Annotated in this window: 30 protein-coding genes; 1 reads left to right on the forward strand and 29 read right to left on the reverse strand. The window is 64.3% G+C overall.

What is annotated here, in order from left to right:
• Positions 1-510, forward strand: a 510-nt coding sequence (locus EN955_RS06470; RefSeq protein WP_164769874.1) for a CBS domain-containing protein, incomplete at its 5' end; no start/stop codon positions are given.
• Between the two features lie 48 nt (positions 511-558).
• Here the strand turns inward: EN955_RS06470 and EN955_RS06475 are convergent.
• From EN955_RS06475 to fliI, 29 genes are all read right to left on the reverse strand, one after another.
• Positions 559-2,202, reverse strand: coding sequence for an MFS transporter (locus EN955_RS06475; RefSeq protein ID WP_024502701.1), 1,644 nt, complete (start codon positions 2,200-2,202; stop codon positions 559-561).
• 228 nt (positions 2,203-2,430) lie between these two features.
• The gene (fliQ, locus tag EN955_RS06480) at positions 2,431-2,697 is read right to left on the reverse strand and encodes a flagellar biosynthesis protein FliQ (RefSeq protein WP_013529773.1); all 267 of its coding nucleotides are present in this window, start codon (positions 2,695-2,697) and stop codon (positions 2,431-2,433) included.
• Between the two features lie 24 nt (positions 2,698-2,721).
• Positions 2,722-3,129, reverse strand: coding sequence for a flagellar hook assembly protein FlgD (gene flgD / locus EN955_RS06485; RefSeq protein ID WP_024502700.1), 408 nt, complete (start codon positions 3,127-3,129; stop codon positions 2,722-2,724).
• On the reverse strand, positions 3,129-3,572 hold the full coding sequence (gene flbT, locus EN955_RS06490) for a flagellar biosynthesis repressor FlbT (protein WP_024502699.1): 444 nt from the start codon (positions 3,570-3,572) through the stop codon (positions 3,129-3,131). The genes flgD and flbT overlap by 1 nt, the downstream gene beginning before the upstream one ends.
• Complete coding sequence (gene flaF, locus EN955_RS06495; protein ID WP_024502698.1) at positions 3,569-3,916, reverse strand: flagellar biosynthesis regulator FlaF; 348 nt, start codon at positions 3,914-3,916, stop codon at positions 3,569-3,571. Before flaF ends, flbT begins: the two co-directional genes overlap by 4 nt.
• 31 nt (positions 3,917-3,947) lie before the next feature.
• Positions 3,948-4,991, reverse strand: coding sequence for a flagellar hook-associated family protein (locus EN955_RS06500; protein WP_024502697.1), 1,044 nt, complete (start codon positions 4,989-4,991; stop codon positions 3,948-3,950).
• Positions 4,992-4,995: 4 nt separating this feature from the next.
• A complete protein-coding gene (gene flgK, locus EN955_RS06505; protein WP_024502696.1) occupies positions 4,996-6,450 on the reverse strand; it encodes a flagellar hook-associated protein FlgK in 1,455 nt (484 codons plus the stop codon).
• 27 nt (positions 6,451-6,477) lie between these two features.
• Entirely contained in the window at positions 6,478-7,737 is a 1,260-nt protein-coding gene (locus tag EN955_RS06510) for a flagellar hook protein FlgE (RefSeq protein ID WP_024502695.1), read from the reverse strand.
• A gap of 79 nt (positions 7,738-7,816) precedes the next feature.
• Entirely contained in the window at positions 7,817-8,485 is a 669-nt protein-coding gene (locus EN955_RS06515) for a response regulator transcription factor (RefSeq protein ID WP_013529780.1), read from the reverse strand.
• A gap of 223 nt (positions 8,486-8,708) precedes the next feature.
• On the reverse strand, positions 8,709-9,296 hold the full coding sequence (locus EN955_RS06520; protein ID WP_050580446.1) for a transglycosylase SLT domain-containing protein: 588 nt from the start codon (positions 9,294-9,296) through the stop codon (positions 8,709-8,711).
• Positions 9,226-10,602: a flagellar hook-length control protein FliK gene (locus EN955_RS06525; RefSeq protein WP_024502694.1), complete on the reverse strand. Its 1,377-nt coding sequence runs from the start codon at positions 10,600-10,602 to the stop codon at positions 9,226-9,228. Before EN955_RS06525 ends, EN955_RS06520 begins: the two co-directional genes overlap by 71 nt.
• The gene (locus EN955_RS06530; protein ID WP_024502693.1) at positions 10,599-11,981 is read right to left on the reverse strand and encodes a chemotaxis protein MotC; all 1,383 of its coding nucleotides are present in this window, start codon (positions 11,979-11,981) and stop codon (positions 10,599-10,601) included. The genes EN955_RS06525 and EN955_RS06530 overlap by 4 nt, the downstream gene beginning before the upstream one ends.
• On the reverse strand, positions 11,978-13,315 hold the full coding sequence (locus EN955_RS06535) for a MotB family protein (protein WP_013529784.1): 1,338 nt from the start codon (positions 13,313-13,315) through the stop codon (positions 11,978-11,980). The genes EN955_RS06530 and EN955_RS06535 overlap by 4 nt, the downstream gene beginning before the upstream one ends.
• On the reverse strand, positions 13,312-13,938 hold the full coding sequence (locus EN955_RS06540) for a hypothetical protein (protein ID WP_024502692.1): 627 nt from the start codon (positions 13,936-13,938) through the stop codon (positions 13,312-13,314). The genes EN955_RS06535 and EN955_RS06540 overlap by 4 nt, the downstream gene beginning before the upstream one ends.
• Before the next feature lie 3 nt (positions 13,939-13,941).
• Complete coding sequence (fliF, locus tag EN955_RS06545; RefSeq protein ID WP_013529786.1) at positions 13,942-15,588, reverse strand: flagellar basal-body MS-ring/collar protein FliF; 1,647 nt, start codon at positions 15,586-15,588, stop codon at positions 13,942-13,944.
• 134 nt (positions 15,589-15,722) lie between these two features.
• The gene (locus EN955_RS06550) at positions 15,723-16,787 is read right to left on the reverse strand and encodes a flagellin (protein WP_024502691.1); all 1,065 of its coding nucleotides are present in this window, start codon (positions 16,785-16,787) and stop codon (positions 15,723-15,725) included.
• Between the two features lie 267 nt (positions 16,788-17,054).
• Entirely contained in the window at positions 17,055-18,056 is a 1,002-nt protein-coding gene (locus EN955_RS06555; protein ID WP_013529788.1) for a flagellin, read from the reverse strand.
• Positions 18,057-18,256: 200 nt separating this feature from the next.
• The gene (fliP, locus tag EN955_RS06560; protein ID WP_024502690.1) at positions 18,257-18,988 is read right to left on the reverse strand and encodes a flagellar type III secretion system pore protein FliP; all 732 of its coding nucleotides are present in this window, start codon (positions 18,986-18,988) and stop codon (positions 18,257-18,259) included.
• A complete protein-coding gene (locus tag EN955_RS06565; protein WP_013529790.1) occupies positions 18,985-19,479 on the reverse strand; it encodes a flagellar basal body-associated FliL family protein in 495 nt (164 codons plus the stop codon). The genes fliP and EN955_RS06565 overlap by 4 nt, the downstream gene beginning before the upstream one ends.
• Before the next feature lie 17 nt (positions 19,480-19,496).
• A complete protein-coding gene (flgH, locus tag EN955_RS06570; RefSeq protein WP_024502689.1) occupies positions 19,497-20,204 on the reverse strand; it encodes a flagellar basal body L-ring protein FlgH in 708 nt (235 codons plus the stop codon).
• Positions 20,201-20,788: a MotE family protein gene (locus tag EN955_RS06575; RefSeq protein WP_032899019.1), complete on the reverse strand. Its 588-nt coding sequence runs from the start codon at positions 20,786-20,788 to the stop codon at positions 20,201-20,203. Before EN955_RS06575 ends, flgH begins: the two co-directional genes overlap by 4 nt.
• Positions 20,789-20,791: 3 nt before the next feature.
• On the reverse strand, positions 20,792-22,033 hold the full coding sequence (locus EN955_RS06580; RefSeq protein WP_013529793.1) for a flagellar basal body P-ring protein FlgI: 1,242 nt from the start codon (positions 22,031-22,033) through the stop codon (positions 20,792-20,794).
• Complete coding sequence (flgA, locus tag EN955_RS06585) at positions 22,030-22,557, reverse strand: flagellar basal body P-ring formation chaperone FlgA (RefSeq protein ID WP_024502687.1); 528 nt, start codon at positions 22,555-22,557, stop codon at positions 22,030-22,032. The genes EN955_RS06580 and flgA overlap by 4 nt, the downstream gene beginning before the upstream one ends.
• Before the next feature lie 3 nt (positions 22,558-22,560).
• A complete protein-coding gene (flgG, locus tag EN955_RS06590; protein WP_013529795.1) occupies positions 22,561-23,349 on the reverse strand; it encodes a flagellar basal-body rod protein FlgG in 789 nt (262 codons plus the stop codon).
• Positions 23,350-23,360: 11 nt separating this feature from the next.
• Positions 23,361-23,690: a flagellar hook-basal body complex protein FliE gene (locus EN955_RS06595; RefSeq protein WP_050580445.1), complete on the reverse strand. Its 330-nt coding sequence runs from the start codon at positions 23,688-23,690 to the stop codon at positions 23,361-23,363.
• Positions 23,687-24,103 (reverse strand): flagellar basal body rod protein FlgC, encoded by a 417-nt coding sequence (flgC, locus tag EN955_RS06600; protein ID WP_013529797.1) that lies wholly within the window; start codon positions 24,101-24,103, stop codon positions 23,687-23,689. Before flgC ends, EN955_RS06595 begins: the two co-directional genes overlap by 4 nt.
• 2 nt (positions 24,104-24,105) lie before the next feature.
• Positions 24,106-24,486, reverse strand: coding sequence for a flagellar basal body rod protein FlgB (gene flgB, locus EN955_RS06605; protein ID WP_013529798.1), 381 nt, complete (start codon positions 24,484-24,486; stop codon positions 24,106-24,108).
• Between the two features lie 80 nt (positions 24,487-24,566).
• The gene (locus tag EN955_RS06610; RefSeq protein ID WP_024502686.1) at positions 24,567-25,406 is read right to left on the reverse strand and encodes a hypothetical protein; all 840 of its coding nucleotides are present in this window, start codon (positions 25,404-25,406) and stop codon (positions 24,567-24,569) included.
• The gene (gene fliI, locus EN955_RS06615) at positions 25,393-26,796 is read right to left on the reverse strand and encodes a flagellar protein export ATPase FliI (RefSeq protein WP_024502685.1); all 1,404 of its coding nucleotides are present in this window, start codon (positions 26,794-26,796) and stop codon (positions 25,393-25,395) included. Before fliI ends, EN955_RS06610 begins: the two co-directional genes overlap by 14 nt.
• Positions 26,797-26,799 lie beyond the last annotated feature (3 nt).

Below are 26,799 nucleotides of genomic sequence, written 5' to 3' on the forward strand. Positions count from 1 at the left end.
ATCCTGGTGCGCGAAACCTTCGGCTACTCGTTCTCGACATGGCGCTTCCATCTGCGCGGCGAGACCATCCGCAGCGCCCACGATGTCGGCTGGATGCGCAGCCTCACAGTCGGCTCGATGATGCGCAGGGACATCAAGACCATCTATGCCTCGACGACGCTGGCAGCCTTCCGCAAGGAGGTGCCGCTCGGCTCGGCCCAACGCGTCATCGCCGTCGATGCGGGCGACCACTATGTCGGCGTGCTGATCGTGGCCGAACTGCACAGCGATCCTTCCGGCGGCGAGGTGCCGGTGCGCGATCTTGCCAAATACAAGGACGCGGTGCTGGTGCCGAGCATGAACGTGCAGGCCGCCGCCGAAACATTCCAGCGCGCCGGCGCCGAAGAGCTCGCCGTCGTCGAGGATTTCACCGACCACATCGTGCTGGGCCTGTTGACCGAAGGCCATTTGATGCGGCGCTATGCCGAGGAACTCGACAAGGCGCGCCGGGACCTGTCGGGCGAGGGTTAGCGGGAAGGCCTAACCGGATGCCTGCGACAGTGGGCGCGGTTGCGGAGCCTAATGCTCGATTGGTCCCTTGGCCATCACAAGCGCCGTGCCGGCGGTGGTCGGGCGCTCGATCATGCGTCGTACGCGGGGCGGTTCGTCGCCGCTGTGCAGGGCCCGCACGCGTTCTCCGATGACAGCGTCGGCATGTGTGATGCGTCCATTGTGCCTGATATATTCGATCCAGGTCGGCGTGTGATAATGCTCGATCCATACGGTGGGATTCTCGAGATCGCGCGCCAGCGTCCAGTTGCGGGCGCCGTCACGGCGGCGGATGCGGCCCCGTTCGGCCATGATGGCGAGGAACTCCGGCTCGTCCTCGTGCCGGATCACATATTCGATCATGATGGCGATGGGACCACTGCGCGGCTTCAGGTCAAGCGCCAAATGCGGTTCCTTGAAGCGATTGAGCGGGTCGAGGTTGAGCACCTGCTGTTGCGGCAGCGGGAGCAAAAGACCGATGGCGCCGCCGGCCAGCATGGCGACGCTGGCTGCGATCAGCGCGGTTTCGGCGCCGTGCGCATCGGCGACGACACCCCAGATCCAGCTGCCGAGCGCGATGCCGCCGAAGGTCGCGGTCTGGTAGACCGACAGCACCCGGCCGACCACCCAGCGCGGCGTCGCCATCTGCACCGTGACGTTGAAATGCGAAAGCGCGATCACCCAGCAGGCGCCGCCGACAAGCAGGCCGAGTGACGTCTGCCAGGCATGCTGGCTGACGGCGGCATTGAAGGCGCAGACAGCGAAGCCGGCGAAAGCACAGCGCACCATCGTCTCGCTGGAGAGCAACTGCCGCAGCCTGACGCTGATCAAGGCGCCGCCGACCGCGCCGATGCCGAAGGCGCCGAGCATGATGCCATAGGTCAGCGCATCGCCCTTGACGACATCACGCGCCACCAGAGGCAGCAACGCAAGCACAGCGCCTGCACTGAAGCCGAACGCAGCACCCCTGACCAGCACCTTGCCGATGTTGGGCGACATGGCGACATAGCGCAGGCCGGCGCCCATGGCTGCCCCCAGCGACTCGCGCGGCAAGGTCGATATGGGCACGTCCGGCTTCCAGCGCGCCAGCACGATGATCAGGCCGATATAGCTCACCGCGTTCGCCGCGAAGGCGGCCGCGGCACCGGCGGCGGCGACGATGATGCCACCGATTGCCGGACCGACGCTGCGCGTCAGGTTAAAGCCCATCGAATTGAGGGCGACGGCCGCCGGCACCTTGTTGCGGGGAACGATATCGCCGACGGAGGCTTGCCAGGATGGGCTGTTGAGCGCGGTGCCGCTGTCGATCATGAAGGTGAAGGCAAGCAGCGTCCATGGCGTGATCAGGCCTGAATAGGTGAACAGGGTCAGAAGCACCGACACCACCAGCATGAAGGTCTGGGCGACAAGCATCACCTTGCGCCGGTCGAAACTGTCGGCGATGGCGCCGGCTACGAGTGCAAACAGCATGATCGGCAAGGTGGTCGAAGCCTGGACCAGGGCTACCTGATAGGGCGAGGTGGCGATCGTGGTCATCATCCAGGCGGCGCCGACACCCTGGATCAGGCCACCGAAATTCGAGACGAGACTTGCGCCCCACACGGCGCGGAAAATGCCGTGACGGAAGGGCGCCAGCGCCGAGACGCTCTCGCTGTCCGGCTTTTCGTCAATCATTTGGGGTTCCTGCCATGTCGTGCCTGCTCGTCAGACAATCCGTTTGCGCAGACCGTTTGCCGAAAGTAGGGCATGGCGCCGCAAAGGGCAAAAAAGCTCATGGTCCAACAATGGGATAGAGGCGGTCCAGGCCTGTCCGCCGTGGGTCCGGAGGTGCCGCGGGATCGGCGGCGTCTGTCTTCAGACAATTGTGAACGGCATGCCGCGGCACACGTTCCTGGAACAGGTTCAGAACCCGTTCTGGATGCGCTCGAAGATGACGTTGGTGAAGGCCGATATCTGGCTGCCGATGAAGGGGCCGGTCAGCGCCACCACCAGCATGATGGCGACGATCTTCGGCACGAAGGTCAAGGTGATCTCCTGCACCTGCGTCAGCGCCTGGATGAGGGCGATGCCGATGCCGACCACCATGGCGACAAGCACCACCGGAGCCGACGCGACGAGCACCGTCCACACCGCATACTGGACGATGTCGAGAGCGTCGGCCTCATTCATGGGACTGGCTCTCTGTCGAAAGCGTCAGCTAGCTGCCTTGACCGAAACTCCCGGACCGACCGCGACTTCGGTGCCGTTCTGCAGCACGGCGATGAGACCGCTGCTGGCGAGGCGCACCGAAGCCACGGTGCCCGTGGTCAGGCCGTCGGCGGAGGTTATCGAGCGCCCGATCAGTGCGTCGGCCTGCGACAGCGCCGACGACTGCATGATCTGATTGAGCTTGGTGTTGGTCTGCACCGATTGCTCGACCTGCGAGAAGGTGGCGAGCTGGGCGACATACTGCGTCGAATCCATCGGCTTGGTCGGGTCCTGGTTCTTCATCTCGGCGATCAGGAGCTTCAGGAAGGACTGGTAGTCGACCGCTGTCTTCGAGGTCGAGGCCGTGGCCTGATTGGCGCCGGTCGGAATCGTCGTCGTCATGTCCACGTTCATCAGTATCGTGCTCCCATGGCCAGCGGGCGCTCGGCACCCGAAACATCGTCATTACCGCCCAGCGCGCGGCGTTCGAGCGGATAAAGCGCGCGGATCGCCTTCAGCGCCTCGTAGATATGATCCTCCCCGACCATGCGGTCGATCTGTTTCAGCGCGCTGCAGATCTGGGTGTCCTCGAAGCTTGCCAGAAGCAGCGGCAGCGAACGGCGGAACATGTCACGCGCGGCGGCGGCGCCCGCCGGATTCATCAGCATGACCTGCAGGATGAAATAAAGCTGCTTGAGCGGCGTCGAGGCATCGTCGGCCTGGATCACGTGGCTTTCGAGCAGGAACTGGACGTCGTTCATCAATTCGACGGTGACCTTGCGGTCGACCCGGATGACGGCGCCGTTGATGTAGATCTTTTCGTTCGGCTTCAGCGATATCTTCAGCGTGTTGGTCATTGAATGCCGTCCCTGATGATCTGGGACACCTCGATCAACCCTTCGAAATTGTTGGTGCGGCCCTGACGGATGTCCTCCGCCTCGCGCAGCAGCCACAGGCCGATGGAAATGAGATTGGCGCGCAGTTCCTTGGGCAGGGCGTTGTCGCTGGAGCCAAGATCCTCGACGAAGGCGGTCCAGACGCGGTTGGTGAAATGAAGCGCCTCGATCGCCTCCATCGAATCGTGGCCGGCCACTGCTGCCGCCGCCAGCATGTCGATCGAGCGGGTCAGAAGCTCCCGCTCGCGGTCCTTCGCGTCGGCAACGGAGTTGCTCTGGATGTCGGCGTAGGAGAATTGGTACATCGTTGGGGCTCTACCGTTCCGTTAAGCGTTGTCAGGTCAGGTAATTCAACAGGCTGAGCTGCTGCAGGCGTGCGGTCAACGCGAAAGACGTTTCGATGTGCTGTGTCAGGTCCGCGACCCGTGTCGCGGCTTCGGCCGGATCGACGGCTTCCAGATCGAGAATGTGCCGTTCGAAAAGGTCAACCTGCGTTTTCATCCGATCGTTGGCATCGGAAACCCGCTTCTGGACGATGCCGGTCTCGGATTGAAGCTGGCCAATGCCGCTCAGCGCTTCGCCAACCAGCGTGGTGGAGCGGCTGACAACCGTATTCTTCGCCGCCTGGCTGATGTTGCTGGACATCAGGCTGCTGACCATGGCTGCGGCCATGGCGAGTTTCTGAATGCCATCGCTGTTGGCGCTGGTCGAAGTCGGTGTGGTTTCGTTGAGTGCGATGCGGCTGACGATCTGCTGGTCGGTGGCGTTCGACCAGTTGCCCTGCCAACCCGCGCCCGCGAATTGCGGCGCCACATCATTGGTGATGAAATCGTCCATCTGGGCAGCCGTGATATTGGCCGCTGCCGGGTCGTCCTGGGTGAAACCGAAATTGGTGAGGAAAGCGGTATCGAACGCAGCCTTGGCAGGAGAGCCGGCAGCCGTGAAATCGTTGATCGGCTTGACGTCTGTGTTGGTGCCGGCAAACAGATATTCACCATTGACGCTGGTGTTGAGGATCGAGGTCAGCTGCTGGATGGTCGCCTTGCCGGAGTCCCGGGTGAGGCTGTTGGACGAGTCGCTCGAGGAAGCGGTGGTCAGGGCGGACAGGAAGGTCTGCGCCGCGGTGGAGAGCTGACCAAGCGAGGTCTGCGTCGAGGAAAGCCGGGCGCCGACCAGGCCGTTGGAATCGATGATGACGTTGAGCCGGTCAAGGTCGCGCTGGAAGGTGACGGCCTGGGTGGTGCGCCCGCCGAGAGCCAGGCCGACATCGGCGACCCTGCCCGTCGAGGATTCCTTGGTGGCTTTGACGAGTTCGGCCTGCATGCGCATCTGCTGGGAGCGCATGGCATTGGAGATTGCGGCCGAGGAGACTGAAGTCATGGAATTATCCCACCGCGTTGAGCAAGGCCGTCATCATGTCGTCGACGGTTTTCATCATCCGGGCCGATGCCTGGTAGGTGTGTTCGAGGTCGAGCAGCAGCGACATTTCCTGGTCGACATTGACCCCGGTCGCGTTGGACAGCGCCTCGGCGCTGCGCGATGCCAGTGCTTCCTTGGCGTCGGAGGCGGTCGAAGCCTGCTGGCGCACGCCCTCGAACCAGCCGATCGAATTGGCGGCGTAGTCGGACACGCTGGACGTTGCAGAAACCCCGGCGGCGGGGTCGAAAGTCATCGGCTGGTCGAGCCGGTCGCCATAGGCAACGAGAAGGGTGGAATAGGATGCACCGCCGCCCGTGTTGGCGACATAGGCCGCACCGTTGGCGCCGCCGTCGCGCAGCAGCGTCGGGTTGCCGCCGGTGCTCGGGTCCATCGCTGCGTTGACGCTGATGGATGCGGCAAGGCCGGTGACCAGCGTGCCCGCGGCCGGCACGGCCGGCGCGCCCGACCAGGTGAACAGGCCGGCGGCATTGGCCATCGAGGGTGCGGTCTCGGCAAAAGCGGTGATCGGGCCACGCGCCGTCTCGTCGAGCTGGCTCTGCATGGTCGAGGCGACACCGTCGCGCAATTGCAGCAGGCCGGCAAGCGTGCCGCTGGCGCTGGTGTTGCCGCCGGCACCCGCCGAGATCGGCACGTTGTCGATGTAGACGGCATTGCCAGCGGCACCCGCGGTATAGCCTGCCGACGCCGCGAAGGTGACCGTGCGCGGTATCGTCTCGAACAAAGTCGTGCCATCGCCGGTGGTGATGACCATGTCATTGTCGCCTCGCGTGAAGGTCGACACCGGGACATAGTTCGAAATCTTCTTCAAAAGCGCGTCGCGCTGGTCGAGCGCATCGGAAACGTCGGTGCCGGAACGGGTTCCGGACATGACCGCCGTGTTGGCATCCTGGAACTGGCCGAGCAGCGAGTTCAGGTCATCGACGGCGGTGGCGATCTGGCCGTCGGTCTGGGTGCGGAAATCCTGGACTGCCTTGGAGCCCTCGTTGAGCGAGCGCACGACCTGCTTGGCGGCGTCGATGACGGAGGCACCGAGGTTCTGGTTGGACGGCGAGGTGGCGTAGAGCTGCAGCGCCTTCTGCAGGTCGGCGATGGCGGTCGAGGGCGAGGACGCATTGTCGACGCCATTGACCGCAACGCCCAGCTGATCCATGCCGCTGTAGAGCGCGCTCTGGCCACTCCAGGCCGACAGCGCGCCGAGATTCTGGCGAAACAAAAGCTCGTTGGCTGCGCGCTGGATATCGACCGAACGCGCGCCCGGCGCCGTACTGGTGACGACGGCCTGGCGCCGCGAATAGTCCGGGTTGGAGGCGTCGGCGACGTTGCGCGAGACAACGCTGGTCTGTCGCGCGGTGTTCATAAGCGCCGACTGGGCGATACTCAATGCGGTAGACAGTGACATGCGGGTCTTTCGCGGGCGACGCCCGTCTTATCTCTTCAGGTTGACAAGGACGTCCATCAGATCGGAACCGGTCTGGAAGACTTTCGAATTGGCGGTGTAGCTGCGCTGTGCCGCGATCATGTTGGTCAGTTCTTCGGCGATATCGACGTTGGAATTCTCGAGCGCGCCGGAGATGATGGAGCCGAGCTTGCCTTCATTGGCAAAGCCGACACGAACCGCACCGGACTCGGTACCCTGCGAATAGACGTTGCCAGGCAGCGCGGTGAGCTGGTCCGGGCTCTGCACGTCGGCGAGCGGGATCTTGTAGAGCGGCTTGGTGGAGCCGTCCTTGTACTGGGCGTAGATGGTGCCGTCCTTGCTGATCTGGACTTTGTCGATGGTGCTCGGCGCGTTGCCGTTGACCTGGGCGTCGGAAACGGTGAAGCCGGTGCCGAGCTGAGTCAGCGCCGACAGATCGAGATTGAGGGTGGCGCCGTTCGGCACGGTAAATGAAACGCCGGTGGGCGTGCCGGTGAGCTTGCCGGTGGTGGTGTCGAAGGTCAGGTTGGCCGAGCCCAGCAAGCCGCCGGCGGTGTAGGGGAACGATGTTCCAGCGGTGGCCTTCGACTGATCGAAGACCGCCACCTGCCAGGTGCCGGCGCCGGTGTTGGTGAAATAGACGTCGAGCAGCTTCTTGTTGCCGAGATTGTCGTAGGCGACCATCGAGGATTTCGACGTGTATTGCGCGGTCGCAGCGTTGGCGGCGGGCAGGTTGGCGGTCGCGACCGGTGTCGCGCCTGCCGGCAGGTTGCCGGCATAGCTGCCCTCGGTGCTCGGCGTTGCGGTCATTCCCTGGTCCGAGATGACGACCGGAACCAATCCCTCGAAGCCGTTGACCGTCGCTGCCGGCACGCCATTTTCGTAGCTGTAGGCCATCAGCTGGAAGCCGGCCGAGTTGACCAGCCTGCCCTGCCCATCGGGAACGAAGGCGCCGGCGCGGGTCAGATAGGGCGTACCGCTCGGATCCTGAACGACAAAGAAGCCATCGCCGCTGACGGCAAGGTCGGAAACCGAGGTCGTGTACTGAAGCACGCCCGGATCGCTGACCGCCTGACGGATCGTCGTGGTGACGCCGCCGGAATTGTAGGCGCCGCCGGTCGACGGCATGACCAGCGTCGAAAATTCGGCGGAGGACCGCTTGTAACCCGTGGTATCTGAATTGGCGATGTTGTCGGCGACCGTCGACAGGCGGTTTGCCTGCGCGTTCATGCCGGAAACGCCGGTCCGCATCATTCCATAGAGGCTCATCGAAACGTCTCCGCTGTGTCCATGCTGCTGGCTGCGAGGCTACGCATGTTTTCTTGCGCGAGGCTGGCGCGGCGCTGCATCAGAAGACGAGCCGGTAGCCGAGGAAACGCTTGGAATCGATCGGGTCGGTGCCCAGCTTCTCGCGCAGCTTCTTGCGCAGTTTGCTGATGTGGCTTTCCACCACGTTCTCCTCGACCTCTTCGTCGAAGATGCCGTAGATGGCGTTGAAGACCTGGGTCTTGGTGACCCGGCGCCCGCGATTGCTCGCCAGATATTCGAGGATGCGGCGCTCGCGGCGTGGCAGGGGGAGGGGCTGACCGTCGATCTCGGGGTCGCGGCCGTCCATGAAGATGCGCATGGCGCCGATCTCGGTGTAGGCGACGTCTTCCTGGGCGCGGCGGCGGATCGCGGTGATGCGGGCCAGGATCTCACGGATATGGACGGGCTTGCGAATGACGTCATCGACGCCGCTCTCGAACAACCGCAGCGTGTTCTCCAGCGAATGCTGTTCGCTCAGCGCAATCACCGGGGCGCCGGTGCGGTCGCGGATCTGGCGCGGAGAGATGGAACCTTCGCGGCAATCGCCGATGAGGAAGGCCCTGACCGAGCGCAGATCGGTGTCGGCGGCCGAATTCACCCACTCACCGAATTCGCCGGATGCAAAGCCTGCACAGGCGATGCCCTCACGATCGAAAAGTGAATTGTATCCCTCTGTTACGAGCTCGCGCTCGTCAACGATCACAATCATCGGCCCCGCCTTCCGAATCAAATCATTTTCCCCGTGAAGAGAGGCCTATCCGCTGGCGAGAATCCTGAACAACCGTCATTTCTTGTAGCTAGTTTCTTGGGAGTCTGGAATCGTATCGGTTGCATTAGCGTGCAGCCAGATACGCATTCGGCGCCAAGTTTTGGCCAGGCCAGAACAACAATTCGGGGTTGTGTGGTAGGTCTATTAGTAATGGGAAATGCGCTTATGGGTTGCAGAATCCGCGGGCGTTCGCGGTCCATTTTCCAAAGCCGGTGGCGACCATGTTGGCAATGACGCGGCAGACATAGATCTTCTGCGCCGGGTCATTGTCGGGGCCGGCATGATAGCGGGCCACGGCCATCGACCAGGTCTCGTGACGGGCATGAAGGCTGGCCAGGAAGCGCGCCGCATAGTCGACGTTCTGACGTGGGTCGAGCATGTCCTCGACGCTGCGAAAATGCGATGCGTGGTAGTGGTGGTTGATCTGCATGCAGCCGAGATCGATCAGGGTCTTGCCCTCGCGCCGGGCATTGGCGAAGGCGGCAAGGGCCTCGGTCCGGCTCCTGGGAAAGACTGCTTTTCCCTCTATATTCAAAGCGTTGGGTTGAAGGCTGCCCTTGTTGCCGGTCTCCGTCAGGCCAACGGCATAAAGGATGCCGGCGGGAACGCCATAGCGGTCGGCGGCGCGCAGGATTTCCGGCTCGCAAGGGTTGGTCGCGGCTGCGGCAGCTGTCACCGTGCTAGATAAAGATATCGCCGCCAGCGCGCTCGCGAGAAGGCGAAGGGCCGCGGCCGTAGTCCTGCGCGTCATCGTTGCGGTTCCCTGAGGATTGCTGGCCCGGTTGCTGGCCGCCGGCTCCACCATTGCCGCCGCCCGAATTCCCCGGTTGAAAGGATGCTGGATCGCGGCCTGTTGCCGCCGCCAACGGAGCGGTTGTATCCGTCCGAGTTGCAGCGGGAACTGCTACCGAAGGTTGCAGTATCGTGACCTTGTCAACCTCGAAGCCGAGCCCTCGCAGCGACTTGACGATGGCCTCGCTGTCGGCCGACAGCCGACGATAGGCATCGTGTGTTTCAGGCTTCAGCTCAATCGAAAGTTGTTCCCCGGAGAGGCGAAGATTGGCCGTCACCATGCCGAGTTCGGCAGGGTGAAGTTCGATCTTCAACACATGTGTCGGAACGGCAACAGAGCTGGCCAGATGGGTGGTCGTGGGTGAGGCTGAAAGCGCCTTTTGCGGCCCGGCGTCGGCGGCTATGGCGTTGACCACATTGAGGGCCGCCTGGCTGATGGGACCCTGCGGCAGCGCGGGGAAGCTCCGTTCCGACACCACGTCGATGCGCGCGGCGGACAGGGACTGTTTTCCCGCTTCGGGACGCATCGAGGACCGCACATCCTCGATGCTCTTCATCGCATTCGTGGTGGGCTTCGACGGCACGCCGGGCACATCGGCAGCCGGCGCGTCCGACAGCTTCTGAGCCGCCGCTGTGACGTCGCGTTTTGGCGCGCTGGAGGCAGCGCTCGGCGACTGACCGTCAAGCGCCGTCAAAGGTCCGTCGACGATCGACGCCTGCTCCGGCTTCGACATGGTTTCGAGTGCTTCGCGTCCGCCCGACGATTTTGAGCGGTAGGTCTTTGGCAGTGCAGCCTGTCCGCCGAGCGCCGGGTCCGACGGATTCTCGCCGGTGGCCGCATTGCCCCCTGCTGCCTTGGCCGCTGTCGAGAAATGCCGCAGGTCATGAAACGCGATCAGCAGCGGCAGGTCGTCCTGAAGCGGCGCGGTATCCGACGCCGTCTGTTCGGCGTCGGCCTTGTGCGTCTTTGCTTCCAATTCGTCCTTGCCGGTTTTCACGCTTGCGCCTTTGGCCGAGGTGGTCCTTCCGGGCTCGGCCGATGCCGGTTCGGCCTTGGCGCCATGCCCGGCGAGGCCGGCAGCGAGCTTGCTCCAGCGCCGGTCGCGCGATCCCGCCTCTGTCGACGCCTGCCGTTCCGGGCGGGCATCGTCGCGCAGCATTTTGCCGAAGCCGGCGTCATCGTTTCTGCCGTTCGCGGCAGGCTGCTCCGACGTCGCGCGCGTGGAGGCAAATCCTGGCAAGGCCGAGCCGAGGCTGGTGGTCATTTAGGGGCGGCTCCAAGCATCTGGTCGATCAGGTCGAGCTGTCGACGTGTTCTGGTCATGGCGGCGTCGGTCGGATCGGCGGGCTCTGGACCGGCGGCGGGCGAAGGTGCCGACGCCGGCACGACGGTCGCAGGCTCGGCGGATGTGGCTGCAACTGCCGCCGTGTCCGGCGCATTGGCGGCCGGTCCGCCGGAGGCCGCGGTGGCGGCGGGTTGCTCCGAGATGGCGCCTTCGACCGGTGGCAAGCCACTGTCATCGGCGTTTTGCGGCGTGGCGATCTCGGGAGCCGGAGGTTGCTCGGCCGCGACAGGGGCAGGCTTTTCCGCCGGAAGGGCGGTGGGCGGCGCGACGACCTCGCCGGCAATGGCCTGAGCGGCGTCGAGCAAGGCGCGGTCGCCCTCCGACAGCCGGCTGCGATCGATCTTGCCGAGCTTGGCACGAATGTCCTCGATTGTGCCCGAGGTGACGGTGGAAAGGCTGGCATAGAGCAGGGCGCGTGGATCGTCCTGATTGGTGTTGCCGTCACGGCCCTGCTCGGCCCGCGCCGAAGCGAAGGCCGAAAGGTCGTTCAGGCCGTCTATCGCGGCACGGCGGGCGATGCGCAGATAGATCACCTTCTCGCGCTCGGGATCCATCATCGAGGTGATGTCGCCCAGCTTGTCCTGGCTGATCGACATGTGCAGCGCGATGACGCCGGAGACAAAGGAGTCCGCGAACTGGCTGGCATAGGGCGAATAGAGGTAGCGCTCGACATACTGGGTGGAAGCAAGGGCGAAACGTGCCGCGTCGCCTTGCGCGACTGCAAGGCCGACCGAACGGCGAAGTGCCGCCTCCTCGACCAGCGTGCCGGGGCTGAGCAATCTTGCCTCGTCGAGCAGACCGAGTGCGGTCGCCGGTTGATCGCCGGCAAGCAGCGAGCCTTTGACCAAAGCGAGGAAGGCGCCGAGATCCGGAGGCAGCGCCATGGGATCGATCGGCCTCAAGGCTTCGATAGCCTTGCCGGGCCGGCCGTTGAGGTACTCAATCACGCCTTTGGCGATTGCAAGGCTTTGCGGGTCCGCCGTAGCGCGCGACGTGGCCGCTTCGACGGTCACCGGGTTGCCGCCGCTCATGCCGTAGACAAGCAGGGCCCGAAAATTCTTGGGATCCTTGTAGTCCTCGGCATTCGCCGCGCGCAGGCGCGCATCCGTCATCTCGAGCAGCTTGGCCTGCATCGGCAGGGCGGCATGATCGCCGGCGGCTATGCGGTCCTGGATGAGCTGCAGCGAGCGCACCAGCTGATACGGCTGCAGGGCCTCCTGGGCGAAACCAGTGGACGGGTGTCCGCCGGCCAGCAGCAACAGGCCAATCAACCGGCGGGTGACGGCCGCTCGCTTCATCCGCCGGTCGCCATCAGGATCTCGATGCGGCGGTTCGCGGCCGCCAATGGATCGGCTGCTATTTTCGGCTGGCGGTCCGCGAAACCGGCGACCTCGGTGATGCGGCGTTCGTCGACGCCGCCGCGCACGAGCATGTAGTACGCGGAATGCGCGCGCGCCGTCGACAGCCGCCAATTGTCGTAGCTGTCGCTGCGGAACGGCCGGGCATCGGTGTGGCCGTTGATGCTGATGGTGCCCTTCTGGCTGTTGACGATGCGGCCGATCTTCTCCATTGCCAGCACCAGTTCGCGTCTTGGCAACGCCGAGCCGACCTCGAACATGCCGAAGTCGAGCTGATCGGTGATCGAGATGACGACGCCCTTGTCGGTGGCTTCGACCGAGACGCCGTCGTGCAGCTTGTCGCCAGGCTTGAAAGCATCGGCCAACTGCCGCTTGACGTCGGCCGCTGCCTTCACGGCAGCAGCGGTTGGCGCCTTCTCCCCGATGTCGGGCTGGACGGCCTTTTGCGCCTCAGGCTCAGCCTTCGCTACCGCGGCCTTGGTGCCGTCCGGTTTCGTCTCGCCGGCCAATGCCGTGGCAGGGTTCGCGGCCTGTTTACTGGTCGCGTCCTTTGCCAGTGGCTCGAGCGGTGCCGCGACAGGCGGCACGGCTTTGACTTTGAGCACCTGCGTTTCGGCGGTCTTGTCGCCGGGCTTGGCCGGATCGCCCTCGATCTTGGTGCGCTGGGCGCTGGCCTCGGCGCCGGGCGCCGCGACCTGCTGCGACCAGAAATCCGGCTCGAAAGGATCGCGGTAGGAGGCGCCACCGGAGGCGCCGGTAGCCGGGCCGGCAGCCTGCACGCCGCCATCGCCTTTCTGGCTGACATTCTGCATGACGCCGGTATCTGTGGCGATTTCCGAAAGCACGGCGTAGGGGTCGGCGAAGAGATGGTCGTCGGAGTGTTCCGCCTGCTGTGGCTCCTGCTTGTCCTGCTTGCGCTCGGACGCGCCCGCGCCGGCATTGCCGTTCTGTCCGGCTTTGCTGGTCGCCTCTTGCGGATCGTCGGCCGTCAGTCCCATGGCGCGCGGGCCGTCGCCGAGATCCTCCAGGCCCTTGCGGCTCGAATTGCGGTCGACCAGCTTGACCGGGTTGAAGTAGCTGGCCACGGCTGCCTTGGTCTGCTCGTTGGCGGCGTTGATCAGCCACATGACCAGGAAGAAGCACATCATGGCCGTCATGAAGTCGGCGAAGGCGATCTTCCAGACGCCGCCATGGTGGGCCTCGTCATGGTCGTCATGACTGCGCCGCACGATGATGATCTCGTGGCGGCCCTGATCGGCGTTGGCGACGCTCATGCCAGGACCTCCGAGAGGGTCGTCGACCATTCGGCCATGCGCGTTTCGAACACCGCCTCGTCGATAGCCACGGTCAGGTCGAAGCCTGGCGCCTCGACAAAATCGAGATTGGCGGCGCGGGGTCCGAGCGATGCCTTCAGTGTTTCGAACATCGAGAGCGGGCCGCGCACGACGATGCGCACAGCCTCGGCGTCGCCAACCGCTTCGCGGACGGCGTCTGCCAACGCATCGATCGAACGTTTCTGCAGATCGTCGCTGACGATGCCGCCGATGATGCGGGCGACCGTGCCGGCGACAAGTCCGGTCACGCGCGCCTCCATCGCATCGATGTGCAACGAGACCGCCTTGCCGACATCGTCGCCAAGGCTTTCGAGAAATATCCTTGCTTCCTCAGCATTGGCCTGGCGTTCGGCTTCGAGCGCGGCGTCATGCGCAGCCGCCAGGCGGCCCTCCAGCGCTGCCTCCGCCTGGGCAACCGCCTCGGCGATCAGCGTGCCGATATCGGCTTGCGGCGCCGGCGTCTCGGGCTTGTGTTCGGGATCGACTGCTGCCCGGGGCTGGCCGGCACGCTGCGCGCGCGTGCCGAAATCAGGCAGAAGGTCGAAGAGGGCTACGGAAGGCATGGTTTACACCGCCACTTCCTGGGAAGCCCATTTGCGCAGGATCTGCGCGGTGCGCTCCTCGTTGAGGTCGACCATCCTGGCAAGCCGGTCCTGCGGCGCCGGCCGGATCTTCTGGCGAAGATCGTCGAGCGGAGTGGGGCCTGGGCGTGTGCCTGGCAAGGCGCCAACCGCGGCATTGTCGGTGGCCGCCATTGCCTCCGGCGTCGGCAGCGAGCGCTGGACGTCGTCGAAGCTGGGGCCTGCCAGGGCTGGAGCAGCCTTTGCCGTCAGCGCCGCGGCCATCGGCCTCAGGCCGAAGAAGGCCACCAGGAACACCACGACGATGAAGGCACCTGCATTGATCATCGTGCCGGCATGCTGGCCGATCGAATCGAGCATTCCCGCCTGCGGGATCGCCTCGCCATCCAGGCCATCGATGAACTCGACCGCCGAGACGTCGATGATGTCGCCGCGCTTTTCATCCAGGCCGGTGGCGGATGTAACCATCTTCTGGATCTCGGCGACGCGCTTGGCGATCTGCTCCGGTGTGGCGTCCTTGCCGAGGATGGTCGTCAGCCGCTGCTGGTTGACGACCACGGCAATCGACATCTTGGTGACGGTGTAGCCGTTGGAGACGGTGGCGATCTTCTTGGAATTGATCTCGTAGTTGGTGATCTCTTCCCTGCGGTCGTTCTGCGAGGAGGATTGCGGGCCATCGGTGGCGGTTGCCTGGGTCTCGGGCAGGTTCTGCTCGACGCTGGCCGGAGTGGAAGCCTGCTTCTGGTTGTTGTTCTCGTTGGCGCGCACCGACTGCACCGAGCGCTCGACGCGGGAATTCGGATCGAAGATGGTCTCTTCCGTCTGGCGGGTGTCGGTGTTGACCTCGGCCTTGACGCTGGCGCGGAAATTGTCGGGGCCGAGATAGGCCGTCAGCGCACGGCGGATGTTGTCTCCGATCTGCGCCTCGACGGTCTGCTCGACGCCGAGCGTGCGGGCGGCGCTGGTGTTGGAAGGGTCGTCGCCCGCAGCCAGCAGATTGCCGCTGGAATCGAGCACCGTCACCTTGTCGGCCGACAGGCCGGGGACGGCGGCGGCGACGAGATGGCGGATCGACATGGCGCTCTTTTCGGCGTCGATGCCGGCGTAGCGGATGACCACGGAGGCGGAAGGCTGCTGCTCGTCACGGCGGAAATTGGCGCGTTCGGACATGACGATGTGGACCCGCGCCGCCTTGATGCCCGATATCGACTGGATGGTGCGGGCGATCTCACCTTCCAGCGCGCGCACGCGGGTGATCTGCTGCATGAACGAGGTGAGGCCGAGCGAGCCGACATTGTCGAACAGTTCGTAGCCGGCATTGGCGCTGGTCGGCAGGCCCTTTTCGGCGAGCAGCATGCGGGCCTGGGCGGTGGTGCCGGCCGGCACCAGAACCGAGGTTCCGTCGGCGCCGACATCGAAGCCGATGCCGGCTTCGCCGAGCACCAGGCCGATCTGGTTCACGTCGGCGCGGTCGAGTCCGACATAGAGCGTGTCGTAGGCGGGGCGGTTGAGATAGACCGAGGCGATGCCGATGACGCCCATCACCAGAACGGCGATGCCCGCCAGCATGGCGAGGCGCTTCACGCCAAACCCGCGGAGATTCGAGATGATGCTCTGGATCTGTTCCGGCACGGTTCAACGACTCCCAGCATGATTGTCCGCCGGAACTCTAGTCTTCGAAGCTTGTGCGAAAATGAAATCGGGCCGCGCTTGCGGCGCGGCCCGTCAATCGGAGTGCGAAAAGGAGGCGCCGGTGGCGCCCGCGATTAGTTCTTGAACAGCGACAGGATCGACTGCGAGGAGCTGTTGGCGATCGACAGTGCCTGGATGCCGAGCTGCTGCTGCACCTGCAGGGCCTGGAGGCGGGTCGATTCCTTGTTCATGTCGGCGTCGACGAGCTGGCCGACGCCGCGGTCGATGGAGTCCATCAGGCTCTGGGTGAAGGTCTTCTGCAGGTCGATCGAGCTCTTGGCCGAACCGATGATGGTGGCGGAATCAGTCAACTGGGCCATGACCTTGTCCATCATGGTGACCATCTGGGTGATGATGCCGTCGGTCACCCCTGGGGCCGTGATGTCGAGGTTGTAGGCGGAAATATTGTCGACCTTGGTGACCGCTCCCGCCGCCGTCTGGCCGGCAGTGTTCGCGGCGATATCCGTTCCTCCGCCCGCGATCACGCCAGCATAGGCGTTGTCATACAGGGTCTGGGCGGCGCCCGTGGAATAGATGGAGGTCTGGCGATCGAGGACGCCCTGGTTCTTGACCTCGGCGGCAAGGCCGTAGTCGAAAAGCTTGGTGCCCTCGACATTGATGTTGATCGTTCCGATCGAGACAGCGCCGGATGAAGAGCGATTGAATGAGGACACGATCTGCGAGTCGGGCTGGACGCCATCATTGGCGGACGTGACCTGCTTGGAGGTCACCGCGAGGAAATTCGAGCCGGAGAAGGTGGCCGCATCGGCAAAGGACTTCATCTGCGTTTGAAGCGCCTTGATCTCGGTCTGGGTCTTCGCCTTGGCGGCATCCGTCTGGCCGACCATGGACAACACCTTGGTCTTGATCTGGCCGATCGTCGTCAGCACGTTGGTGATGCCGGTGTAGGCGGCATCGACTTTCGAGGCGCCGAGGCCGAGTGCATCCTGCACCGTCGACAGGGCCGAATTGTCCGAGCGCATGGTGGTGGCGATCGACCAATAGGCGGCGTTGTCCGAAGCCTGCGAGACCCGATAGCCGGTCGATATGCGGGCCTGTGTCTGTTCGAGCGACTTGTTGGTGGCGCTGAGGCTTTGAAGTGCGGTTAACGCCGAGGCGTTGGTCATGATGCTCGCCAAGAAAGTCGCTCCTTCTCAAAAGCCGACATGCTCAGACATGCCGGATGGGCCTGTTCAACGATTGGCATCGTGCCGGTCGGACCGATTCGCCAACTGTCGTAAGCTATTGGTTAACCATAACTAGCGCGGCATGGTTAACAGCCTGTTAAAAGCTGGTTTTTGAGAGTTAAGGATCGAGGATTGTGCGGGGCTGGAGCAAACGCAAATAGGGCCGCGCTTTTGGCGCGGCCTGAATTTCTAGTGCGAACTGTGGTTGAGCGGAGGCGATCAGCCGCGGAAGAGCGACAGGATCGACTGCGAGGAACCGTTGGCGATCGACAGCGCCTGCACGCCGAGCTGCTGCTGGACCTGCAGGGCCTGCAGACGGGTCGATTCCTTGTTCATGTCGGCATCGACGAGCTGGCCGACGCCGCGGTCGATGGAGTCCATCAGGTCCGAGGTGAAGGTCTTCTGCAGGTCGATACTGCTCTTGGCGGCGCCGAGCGTGGTGGCCGAGTTGGTCATGTCGGCAAGCGCGGAGTCGATGACGGTCAGCATCTGCTTGATCTGCGAATCGCTGGCAGCGGTGCCACCCGAGAAGATGGAAAGCGAGGCGGCCGAATAGGTGTCGGTGGCCAGTGCAGCCGCCCCTAGAGCTGTCTGCGTGCCGGAGACCGCTGCGGCCACACTGCCGTCGCTGCCGAGGCGGTACGTGTCAAGGATGCCCTTCGCGAGGCCCGAGGTGGTACCAGCTTCATAGAGCTTGATGCTTTCCACCTTGACGTCGATGGTCGAGATCGAAGATGCGCCGGCCGCGTCACGGTTGAAGGCCGAAAGGATCTTCACATCGGCAGCCGTCGTGGCTGTTGAGCCGCTGTCTACGGACAGCATGTTGGTGCCGGAGAAGGTGGCGCCGTCGGCGTAGGACTTCATCTGCGCCTGAAGAGCGGTGATTTCGGTCTGGGTCTTTTCCTTCGAGGCATCCGTCTGGCCGTAGGAAGCCAGCAGCTTTGCCTTGATCTGGTTGATGGTGGAGATCGCGCTGTTCATGCCGGTATAGGCGGTGTCGACCTTCGAGGCGCCGAGGCCGAGAGCGTCCGAAACGGTGGACATTGCCTGGTTGTCGGAGCGCATCGTGGTGGCGATCGACCAGTAAGCGGCGTTGTCCGAGGCCTGCGAGACGCGATAACCGGTCGAGATGCGGGCCTGGGTGTCCTGGAGGGATTTGCTGGTGGCGTTAAGGCTCTGCAGAGCCGTCAACGCGGCGGAGTTCGTCATGATGCTGGACATGGTACTCGTACCTTGGTTTTTACAGGTGTTTTTTTGACATACCGGGCCTCCCGGTATGACGGTGCGGCATCATGCCAATGATCTCTGAAATCGATCACCCGCCATCTGCGAGCGAATATGCGGGCAAGTCCCTACCAAAGGGCTAAACCGGACGGTTAATCGAAAATATATTGCTGGAATTTCGAGCCGGCGCGGCAGAGTCAGTTGAAGGAGCGCACCAGGCTGCCGACAAGCAGGTTCCAGCCGTCGATCAGGACGAAGAACAGGATCTTGAACGGCAGCGACACCACAGTGGGCGGCAGCATCATCATGCCCATCGCCATCGTGATGGTGGCGACGATCAGGTCGATGACCAGGAATGGCAGCACGATCAGGAAGCCGATTTCGAAGCCGCGCCGGATCTCCGAGATCATGAAGGCGGGCACCAGGATGCGCAGGTCGACGGTGTCACGCGAAACGGTCTGGCCGCGCTCGCGGGCGAGATCGGCGAAGAGGTCGAAATCCTTGTCACGCACATTGTGCAGCATGAAGGTGCGGAACGGATCGGAAATCTTGTCGAAGGCTTCGGTCTGGGTGATCTGGTTGTCCATCAGCGGCTTGACGCCGGTGTTCCAGGCCTGATCGAAGGTCGGCGCCATGACATAGAAGGTCATGAACAGCGACAGCGAAATCAGGATGAGGTTTGCCGGTGTCGACTGCAGGCCGATGCCGGCGCGCAGGATCGAGAAGGCGATGACGAAGCGGGTGAAGCTGGTCACCATGATCAGCAGGCCCGGCGCGACCGACAGAACAGTCAGCAGGCCGAACATCTGGATGATGTAGCCGACGGTGGTGCCGTCAGCCTTGCCGATGCCGCCGAGATCGATCTGCTGAGCCGCCGCGATGGAGGTGGCGGCGGCGATCATGGCGGTGGCGAGAAGGAACTTTCTCATTCGAGCAGCAATGTCCTGATGAGTACCTGTTTGGCGTGACCCTGGCTGCGGATCGCGGCGCGTTCTTCGAGGTCGGCCTTCAGGTGCTGGTAGCCGCTGGCTCCCTCGATCTGATGCATCTTCAAGGTGCGCACCAGGGCCAGGAGATCTTGGTGGATGTCATCCGACATTGCCTGTGGCTGCGGCGCGTCATAGACGACGGACACCTCCATCCTGATCCAGGTGCCGGCAGGCGAGGCGATGTTGGTGGTGATCGGCGCCAGCACGACAAGCATCGGGCCCAGGCCTGGTTGCTCGGCTGCGGCGGGCTGCATGATCTTACCTTCGTTCTCAGGCGCGACCGGTACCGACGCCGGTGCGCCGACGCCCTTGAGATAACCGCCGGACATCCAACCCACGCCAATGGCGGCCGCCGTCACAAGCAGCAGCATGCCGGCCTGAATGACAGGGGAGGGACCCTTGCGCGGCTGAACCTGTTCAATATTTGCCACGGCGCCCTGCCCCGATCCTAGAACGGAAGAACCTGGTCGAGGATCTGCTGGCCGTAGGCAGGTTGCTGGACCTCGGTGATGCGACCGCGTCCGCCGTAGGAGATGCGGGCCTCGGCGATGCGTTCGTAGGGGATGGTGTTTTCGGCGCCGATATCGGCCGGCCGCACGATGCCGGCGAGCGTCAGCACCCTGAGCTCGGCATTGACGCGCACTTCCTGCGATCCGGTGATCATCAGATTGCCGTTGGGCAGCACATCGGTGACGATCGCCGCGACATTGAGTTCAAGCGTTTCCGAGCGCTTGATCTCGCCGTCAGCCGTCGTGTCGGTGGTGGAGGTGAGAGCCCCGGCGCCCTTGCCGGCGGTGCTCCACTTGTCCCACTGCGCGCTGAGGTCATAACCGAGCTTGCGATTGGCGGTGCGGCTCCTGTCGTTCTGGTTCTTGAAGTTGGCGCGATCGTTGATCTTGATCTTGACCGTCAGGATGTCGCCCTGGGACAGCGCCCGCGGGTCGGTGAACAGCCGGCTCTGGCGGTCGTCCCACAACGAGAATTTCTTGACCGGCACTGGCGGCGTTTGCGGATATCGATAGAGCGAGCCGGTGCTGCCGCCATCGATGCCGGAGCCGACCGGGGACAGGGCCGGCTCTCTGCCGACCTCCTTGAGGTTGGTTCCGCAACCGGACAGCATGGTAACCGCGCACAGGACAAGCATCTTCCGGATCATGACGGATCTACCCTTCGGGCTGCGCTGGCCATAATGCCGGTGAGCGTTGCCGCCGCCTTCTGGTCCATTTCGTTGAGGATGACGCTCGCCTTGCGTGAATCGAGCTTCATCAATATAGCCGCAGCCAGGTCGGCGTTGACGATGGCCAGCCGCTCGGCGGCGGCGTCGGGTTTCATACCGGCGTAGATCTGGACGACGCCGTCCTCGGCCCGGGCCAGGAAAACCTCGCGCCGCTTCAGCCAGGTCTCGTATTCAGCTTTCTTTGCATCAAGAGCTTTCATGCGCTCGTCAATGCCAGCCTGGAGCTGCTTCAGTTCCTGCGCCTGCAGGACATAGCGGCGGTCGCGGGCGGCATCGGCGATGTTTGAGCAGAAGCGCTCGATCTCGCTTTGGTCCGGCGCCTTTTCCCGTGTCAATTGCTGCGGCGCCGCCGCCACCTGTGCTCCCGGCAGGACCTGGCGGACCGTCTCCTCGCCGCGCGCGGTGCCGCCGGCAAAGGGCAGAGCCGCGAGAAAAGCGGTCGCAAGCAGGATCGCGGCTTTGTGGTGTCTGTCGTGGCGTGGGAAGGAGCGCTTCATCGGCATCGCCTATTGCAGAACCAGGTCGGCCTGCAGGGCCCCGGCCGACTTGATGCCCTGCAGAATGGCGATGATGCCGTCCGGCTTGACGCCGAGGCGGTTGAGGCCGGAAACGAGGGTCTGGAGATCGGGCCCGTCAAGCACGGCAACGCGGGCGTCGGGCCGGCTGGCGTCGATGGCGGTGAACGGTTCGATCGCGGTCTCGCCCTTGGAGAAGGGTTCGGGCTGCACGACGCGCGGCGCTTCGGTGATGCGCACGGTGAGCGTGCCGTGGCTGATGGCGACCCTTGAGATCTTGACGTCATTGCCGATGACGATGGTGCCGGTGCGCTCGTCGATCACGACACGGGCCGGCGTGTCGGATTCGACCACCAAATTCTCGATTTCGGCATAGAAGCGCGCCGCCGAGACACCCTTCGGCCTTCTGATCTGGACGGTGCGCGAATCGCGCTCGGCCGCCACCCGCATGCCGAAGCGCTGGCCGGTGTAGTCGTTGATGGCGTCCGCGATGCGGATAGCGGTCGAGAAATCGGGATTGCGCAGCTGCAGCGTCAGGATCGCCTGATCGTCGAATTCGGCTTGGACGGCACGCTCGACGATGGCGCCGTTGGGCACGCGGCCGGCGGTCGGCACGCCTTGCGTCAGCTGCTCGGCCTGTCCTTGCGCGGTAAAGCCGGACACGATGACCGAGCCCTGGCCGACGGCATAGATTTCGCCGTCCGCCGCCTTCAGCGGCGTCATGATCAGCGTGCCGCCGGAAAGCGAGGTCGCGTCGCCCATCGAGGAGACGTCGATGTCGATGCGGGCGCCCGACTGCACGTAGGGCGGCATGTTGGCGGTGACGATGACGGCGGCGACATTCTTGGCGCGCGCGCTGCCGCCTTCGGTGGCGATGCCGAGGTTTTCGAGCATCGCGCGGATCGACTGTTCGGTGAATGGCGAGTTGCGCAGGCTGTCGCCCGATCCGGCAAGGCCGATGACCAGGCCGTAGCCGACGAGCTGATTGTCGCGCGAACTCTGCAGCTGGGCGATGTCCTTGATACGCGAGGCGACCTGGCCCGGCGGCAGCGAACTCGGCCCGGTCGAGACCCGGAACATGCGGCTGGTGGTGGCCGGATCATATTCGGGATCGTTGTAGACGCCGCCATTCTTGGCGGCGAGCTCGCGCTTGGCCTTCGGCGTCAGGCCGTCGGCCAGCGCCGGCTGCAGGCCAAGCACGGCTGCCAGGATCAAGGTAAGCCCGCGCATCATGAAGCGCTGACCTGGATGGTTCCATCCGCCATCACCGTGCCGGACAGGATTTCGCCGCTGTCGATGTTGCGAACCTTGACGAGGTCGCCCGCGGCTCCTGGCTGCAGCGTCACGGCGGTCGCCGAGATCGTCAGGCCGCCGGCGATGAAGAAGATCTGCACGGAGGCACCCTGTTCGACCAGCCAGGCCTCGCGGATGGCGGCGGAGGGAATGTAGCGGCCGGGCAGCAAGGTGCGCTTGGCGACCTTGCCATCCAGTTCCTCGGCCCGTGTGGCGACCGCCTCCGGCTTGTGCTTGCCGACGATAAGGGTGACCTGTTTCAGGGCAGCCAGGTTGATGGTCTCGCCGGGATAGATAACCCGGCTCGGAATAAGCACCACCTCGCCGCCAGCTTGATTGCTGGCGATCCGGGTGGCCGACTGGTTGGCCGATTCCTGGGCAAAAGCCGGCATCGTGCCGGTCACCAGCGCAAGGACGAGCGCGGTGCGGCGGAATGCAGACAGCAGGCCGGGCGTCGACATCATGCGTTACCTGATGTTCTTGGAGACCACGGAGGCCATGTCGTCGGCGGCCTGGATGACCTTGGAGTTCATCTCATAGGCGCGCTGCGCCGAGATCAGCTCGGTGATTTCCTTGACCGGGTCGACGTTGGAGGCTTCGAGATAGCCCTGCTGGATGGTGGCAAAACCGGGATCGCCAGGCACGCCGACATTCGCGGGCCCCGAAGCCGTGGTTTCCTGGAACAGATTGTCGCCGAGCGGCGCCAGGCCGGCCTCGTTGGCGAAATTGGCGATCTGAAGCTGACCGAGGTTCTGCAGGTCGGTCTGGCCGTCGATGCGGGCGAAGACCTGGCCGGTCTTGTTGACGATGACCTCGACGGCATCAACGGGAACATTGATTGCCGGAATGACCGCAGCGCCGTCGACCGTCACCAACTGGCCGGTGGCGTTGGTGTTGAGAGCGCCGGCGCGGCTGTAGAGCGTGCCGCCGTCGGCACCCTCGATCTGGAACCAGCCCCTGCCGGTCAGCGCCAGGTCGAAACTGTTGCCGGTGCTGGTCAGTTCGCCCTGGGTGTGCACGTTGCGCACCGCCGTCGTCTTGACGCCGAGGCCGATCGAGACGCCCTCCGGCACCAGCGAGGCGTTGGAGCGGTTGGGCACGCCTTGCGTGCGGTCGACCTGATAGAGCAGGTCGGAGAATTCGGCACGGGCGCGCTTGTAGCCGGTGGTGTTGATGTTGGCGATGTTGTTGGCGATGACTTCCAGATTTGTCTGCTGGGCATTCATGCCGGTGGCGGCGATGGCGAGTGCTTTCATGGCGGAATTCCTCAGATGCCCATTCGACTGACTTCGAGATAGGCGGAGACCACCTTGTCGCGTATCGCGACGGCGGTCTGAAGCGCCTGCTGCGCGCTCATCACGGCGTCGACCACCTGGCGGGTGTCGGCATCGCCCTTGAGCGCCTGCATCGATACCTGCTCGGCATTCTGCATCGTGTCGACGGTCTTGGAGGCTGCCTGGCTCAGCGCCTCGGCAAAGGAGGTGCCGACATTGCCACCGGCCGACGGTGTCGCGCCGCCCTGGAGCAGGCTTGTCGCCGCGTCATCGCCGCCGATCGACGGCTTGAACTGAAGGGCTCCGATACCGCTGATCATTATTGGTTCCTCATCAGGTCGATGGTCATGGAAATCAGGTCGCGGGCCTGCTTGACCACCTGAAGGTTGGCCTCGTAGGAGCGATTGGCCTCGGTCATGTCGGCCATTTCGATCAGCACGTTGACGTTGGGCATCTTGACGTAGCCCTTCTCGTCGGCGGCCTCGTTGCCGGGCTGGAACTCGACTGGAAAGTCACTGGGATCTCGATCGATCGAGTTCACTGCAACCGTTGAACTGCCGGAGGCCCGGTCGAGCTCGGAGACGAAGCTGATGGTCTTGCGGCGATAAGGGTCGGAGCCGGGCGCGGTGCCCGTCGACTGGGCGTTGGCGAGGTTTTCGGAAACCACGCGCAGGCGCTCCGACTGGGCGCCGAGGCCGGATGCTGCGACTTTGAGGGCTGCGGTCAGCGCGTCCATGGTCAGCTCTTCACCGCCATCATCATCATCGAATGGAACGCCTTGACGATCGCCGTGTTGAGCTCGAAGGACCGGCGCACCTCGCCGGCCTTCAGCAACTGGTCCTCCAGCACGACCGAGTTCTTGGACGGCATGACAACGCCGTCATCTTCCTGCGGCTTAATGGTGAAGCCGGCATTGGTCGCTGCATTGCCGAGATGGCCGGCCTGGGTGGCCTGCAGCGATACGGCGGCGCGGTCGAGCACCTTTTCGAATGGCTCGACGTCGTTTGCCGTATAGCCCGGCGTGTTGGCATTGGCGATGTTGCCGGCCACGGCCGACTGGCGCACGGCCAGCCATTGCGCTTGCTTGGCGGCGAGGTCGAAAAGGGAAACGGGCTCCATGGGAATCTCCGAGCAGGTACCCAGAGACTAGGCCGCCAGTCTTGCGCGGGCCTTGCGGATGGCCGGAAGCCGGAGATCGTTTATCGGGACAGTTCGATCACCTGGTCGGCACTGGTGACCATGACCCATTTGCCGTTGCGCTGCTCGATGGAGGATACCTTGCTGGAATCCGGCAGTATCGAGCCGCGCTGGACCATCCAGAGGCCAGCGTCGTCCTGGATCATGGCGCGGCCGTTGGCGACATGAACCATGCGGAATTTCGCCGCGTCGGCCGGAAACGGTTGCTCGTCGGATGCGGCTGCGGGATCGGCATCATCCCGCACCGTCCCCGTGGCAAGAAGATCGAGATTGGCCGCGGGAACGTCCTTTGCCGTCAGCGGCGCGCTGCGTTCGGCGACCACGCCGCCGCCCGCTCGCCCGGAATTAGAGCCTGTGCCGCCGAACTTCATCGCCTGGACGCCAAACTGGTCCTGGTTGAAGAAGATATACCAGGGGAACAGGGCGCAGATCAGGCCGAGCGCGATGCCGAGCGCGGCAATGACGAAATCGCTGCGTCGGTCGGACTTCTTCTCCAGTCGGGGAAACGGCGCCTTTGGCGGCTGCGGCCATTCGGCGCGCGGGAACAGGCCGTCGATCAGCGATTCCCGGCTGGCCTGCGTCATCTCGGCAGCCACCGCCTGGGGAGCCCGGGACAGAGCGGGTTCGACGGGCCTGGCCAGATCAGGATCGGCTTTGCCAGCCCGTGGCAGGATTGGCTTGACGGCTCTGGCCAGAACGGCCTCGGCTTTGGCCGCGATGGCACGGGCGGCCTTTGCTTTGGCATTTCTCGCCGTGTCAGCCTCTGCCTGCTGCGCGGCATTGGCCTCGGCGATCATGTCGCGCAGGATGCGCTCGGTGTATTCGCGTTCAGTCTCCGGCATCGGCGTTCAGCTTGCTCTTGAGGTGGCGGGCGAGATCGGAGAACGGGTCGGCTGAGGGGCGATCCTTCGGCCCTTGCGTCAGCGCTTCATAGATCAGCGGCACCTGGCGCACGGCGATGTCGAGTTCGGCATCGACGCCGCCCTGATAGGCCCCGAGCAAGCGGATATCGCGTGTGTCCTCGAAGCGCGAGATCATCGACTTCAGCCTTGTCACCAGCGCGCGCTGTTCGACGCTCCAGGCCTTTCCGGCCAACCGCGATATGGACGACAGCGGGTTGACGGGGGGATAGCGACCCTGTTCGGCGATCGTGCGGTCGAGCACGACATGGCCGTCGAGGATGCCGCGCACGGAATCGGCGACCGGGTCGTTGTGATCGTCGCCGTCGACCAGTACGGAAATGATGGCGGTGATGGATCCCTTGCCCTCCGTACCCGGCCCGGCGCGTTCGAGCAGCTTGGGCAATTCGGTGAACACCGAGGCCGGATAACCGCGGGCGACCGGCGGCTCGCCGGTTCCCGTCGCCACCTCACGCAAGGCGTGAGCGAAGCGGGTGATCGAATCCAGCACCAGCAAAACGCGATGCCCCTGGTCGCGAAAATGCTCGGCGACGCGCATGGCGGTGTCCGGCGCACGCCGGCGCATCATGGCGCTTTCGTCGCTGGTGGCGACGACGGCGATGGTCTTGGCCATGCTGTCGCCGATCGTGTCCTCGAGGAATTCACGGACTTCCCGGCCGCGTTCGCCGATGAGCGCCACCACGACGGTATCGAATGCGTCGGCTCCGGCGAGCATGGCGAGCAGCGTCGACTTGCCGACGCCGGAGCCGGCAAAGATGCCGAGGCGCTGGCCGAAGCAGAGCGGCGTGAAGATATCGATGACCTTGACGCCGGTCATGAAGGCAGTGCCGACGCGTTGCCGCGCCATGGCGCCCGGCGTCGTCTGGGCGCCGCGCGATGTGTCGTCTCCCCGGGCGAGCGGCGGGCCGCCATCGATCGCCCTGGTGAGTGCGTCGATGGTGCGGCCGCGCCATGAGGCATGCGGTGCCACCACAAGCGGACCGCGGCGGAACACGGCATCACCGATGCCGGAATCGGCGCTGCGTTCGAAGGGTGCCACGACGGCCTCGTCGCGGCCGATCTTGACGATCTCGCCGCGGCGCGCACCGGCATGGCCGGGCTGCTCGACGATGTCACCCAGCCTGGCGAAGCCGGAAAGGCCGTGCACCTTGTAGTGCGTGGGCGTGACTTCGATGACGCGGCCGCCGCGCTTGAGCAGTGCCTCGGCGTCGGCGAAACGCCGCCAGACCCGTTCCAGGGCGGCAAGCCGGTCTTCCGGTGCCGGCTGGAGTTGTCTTTCGAGTGCCCGCAGGGATGGCTGGTCGAGCGACATGGA

The organism is Mesorhizobium sp. M7A.F.Ca.CA.001.04.2.1 (assembly GCF_003998485.1).
Lineage (GTDB): Bacteria > Pseudomonadota > Alphaproteobacteria > Rhizobiales > Rhizobiaceae > Mesorhizobium > Mesorhizobium ciceri.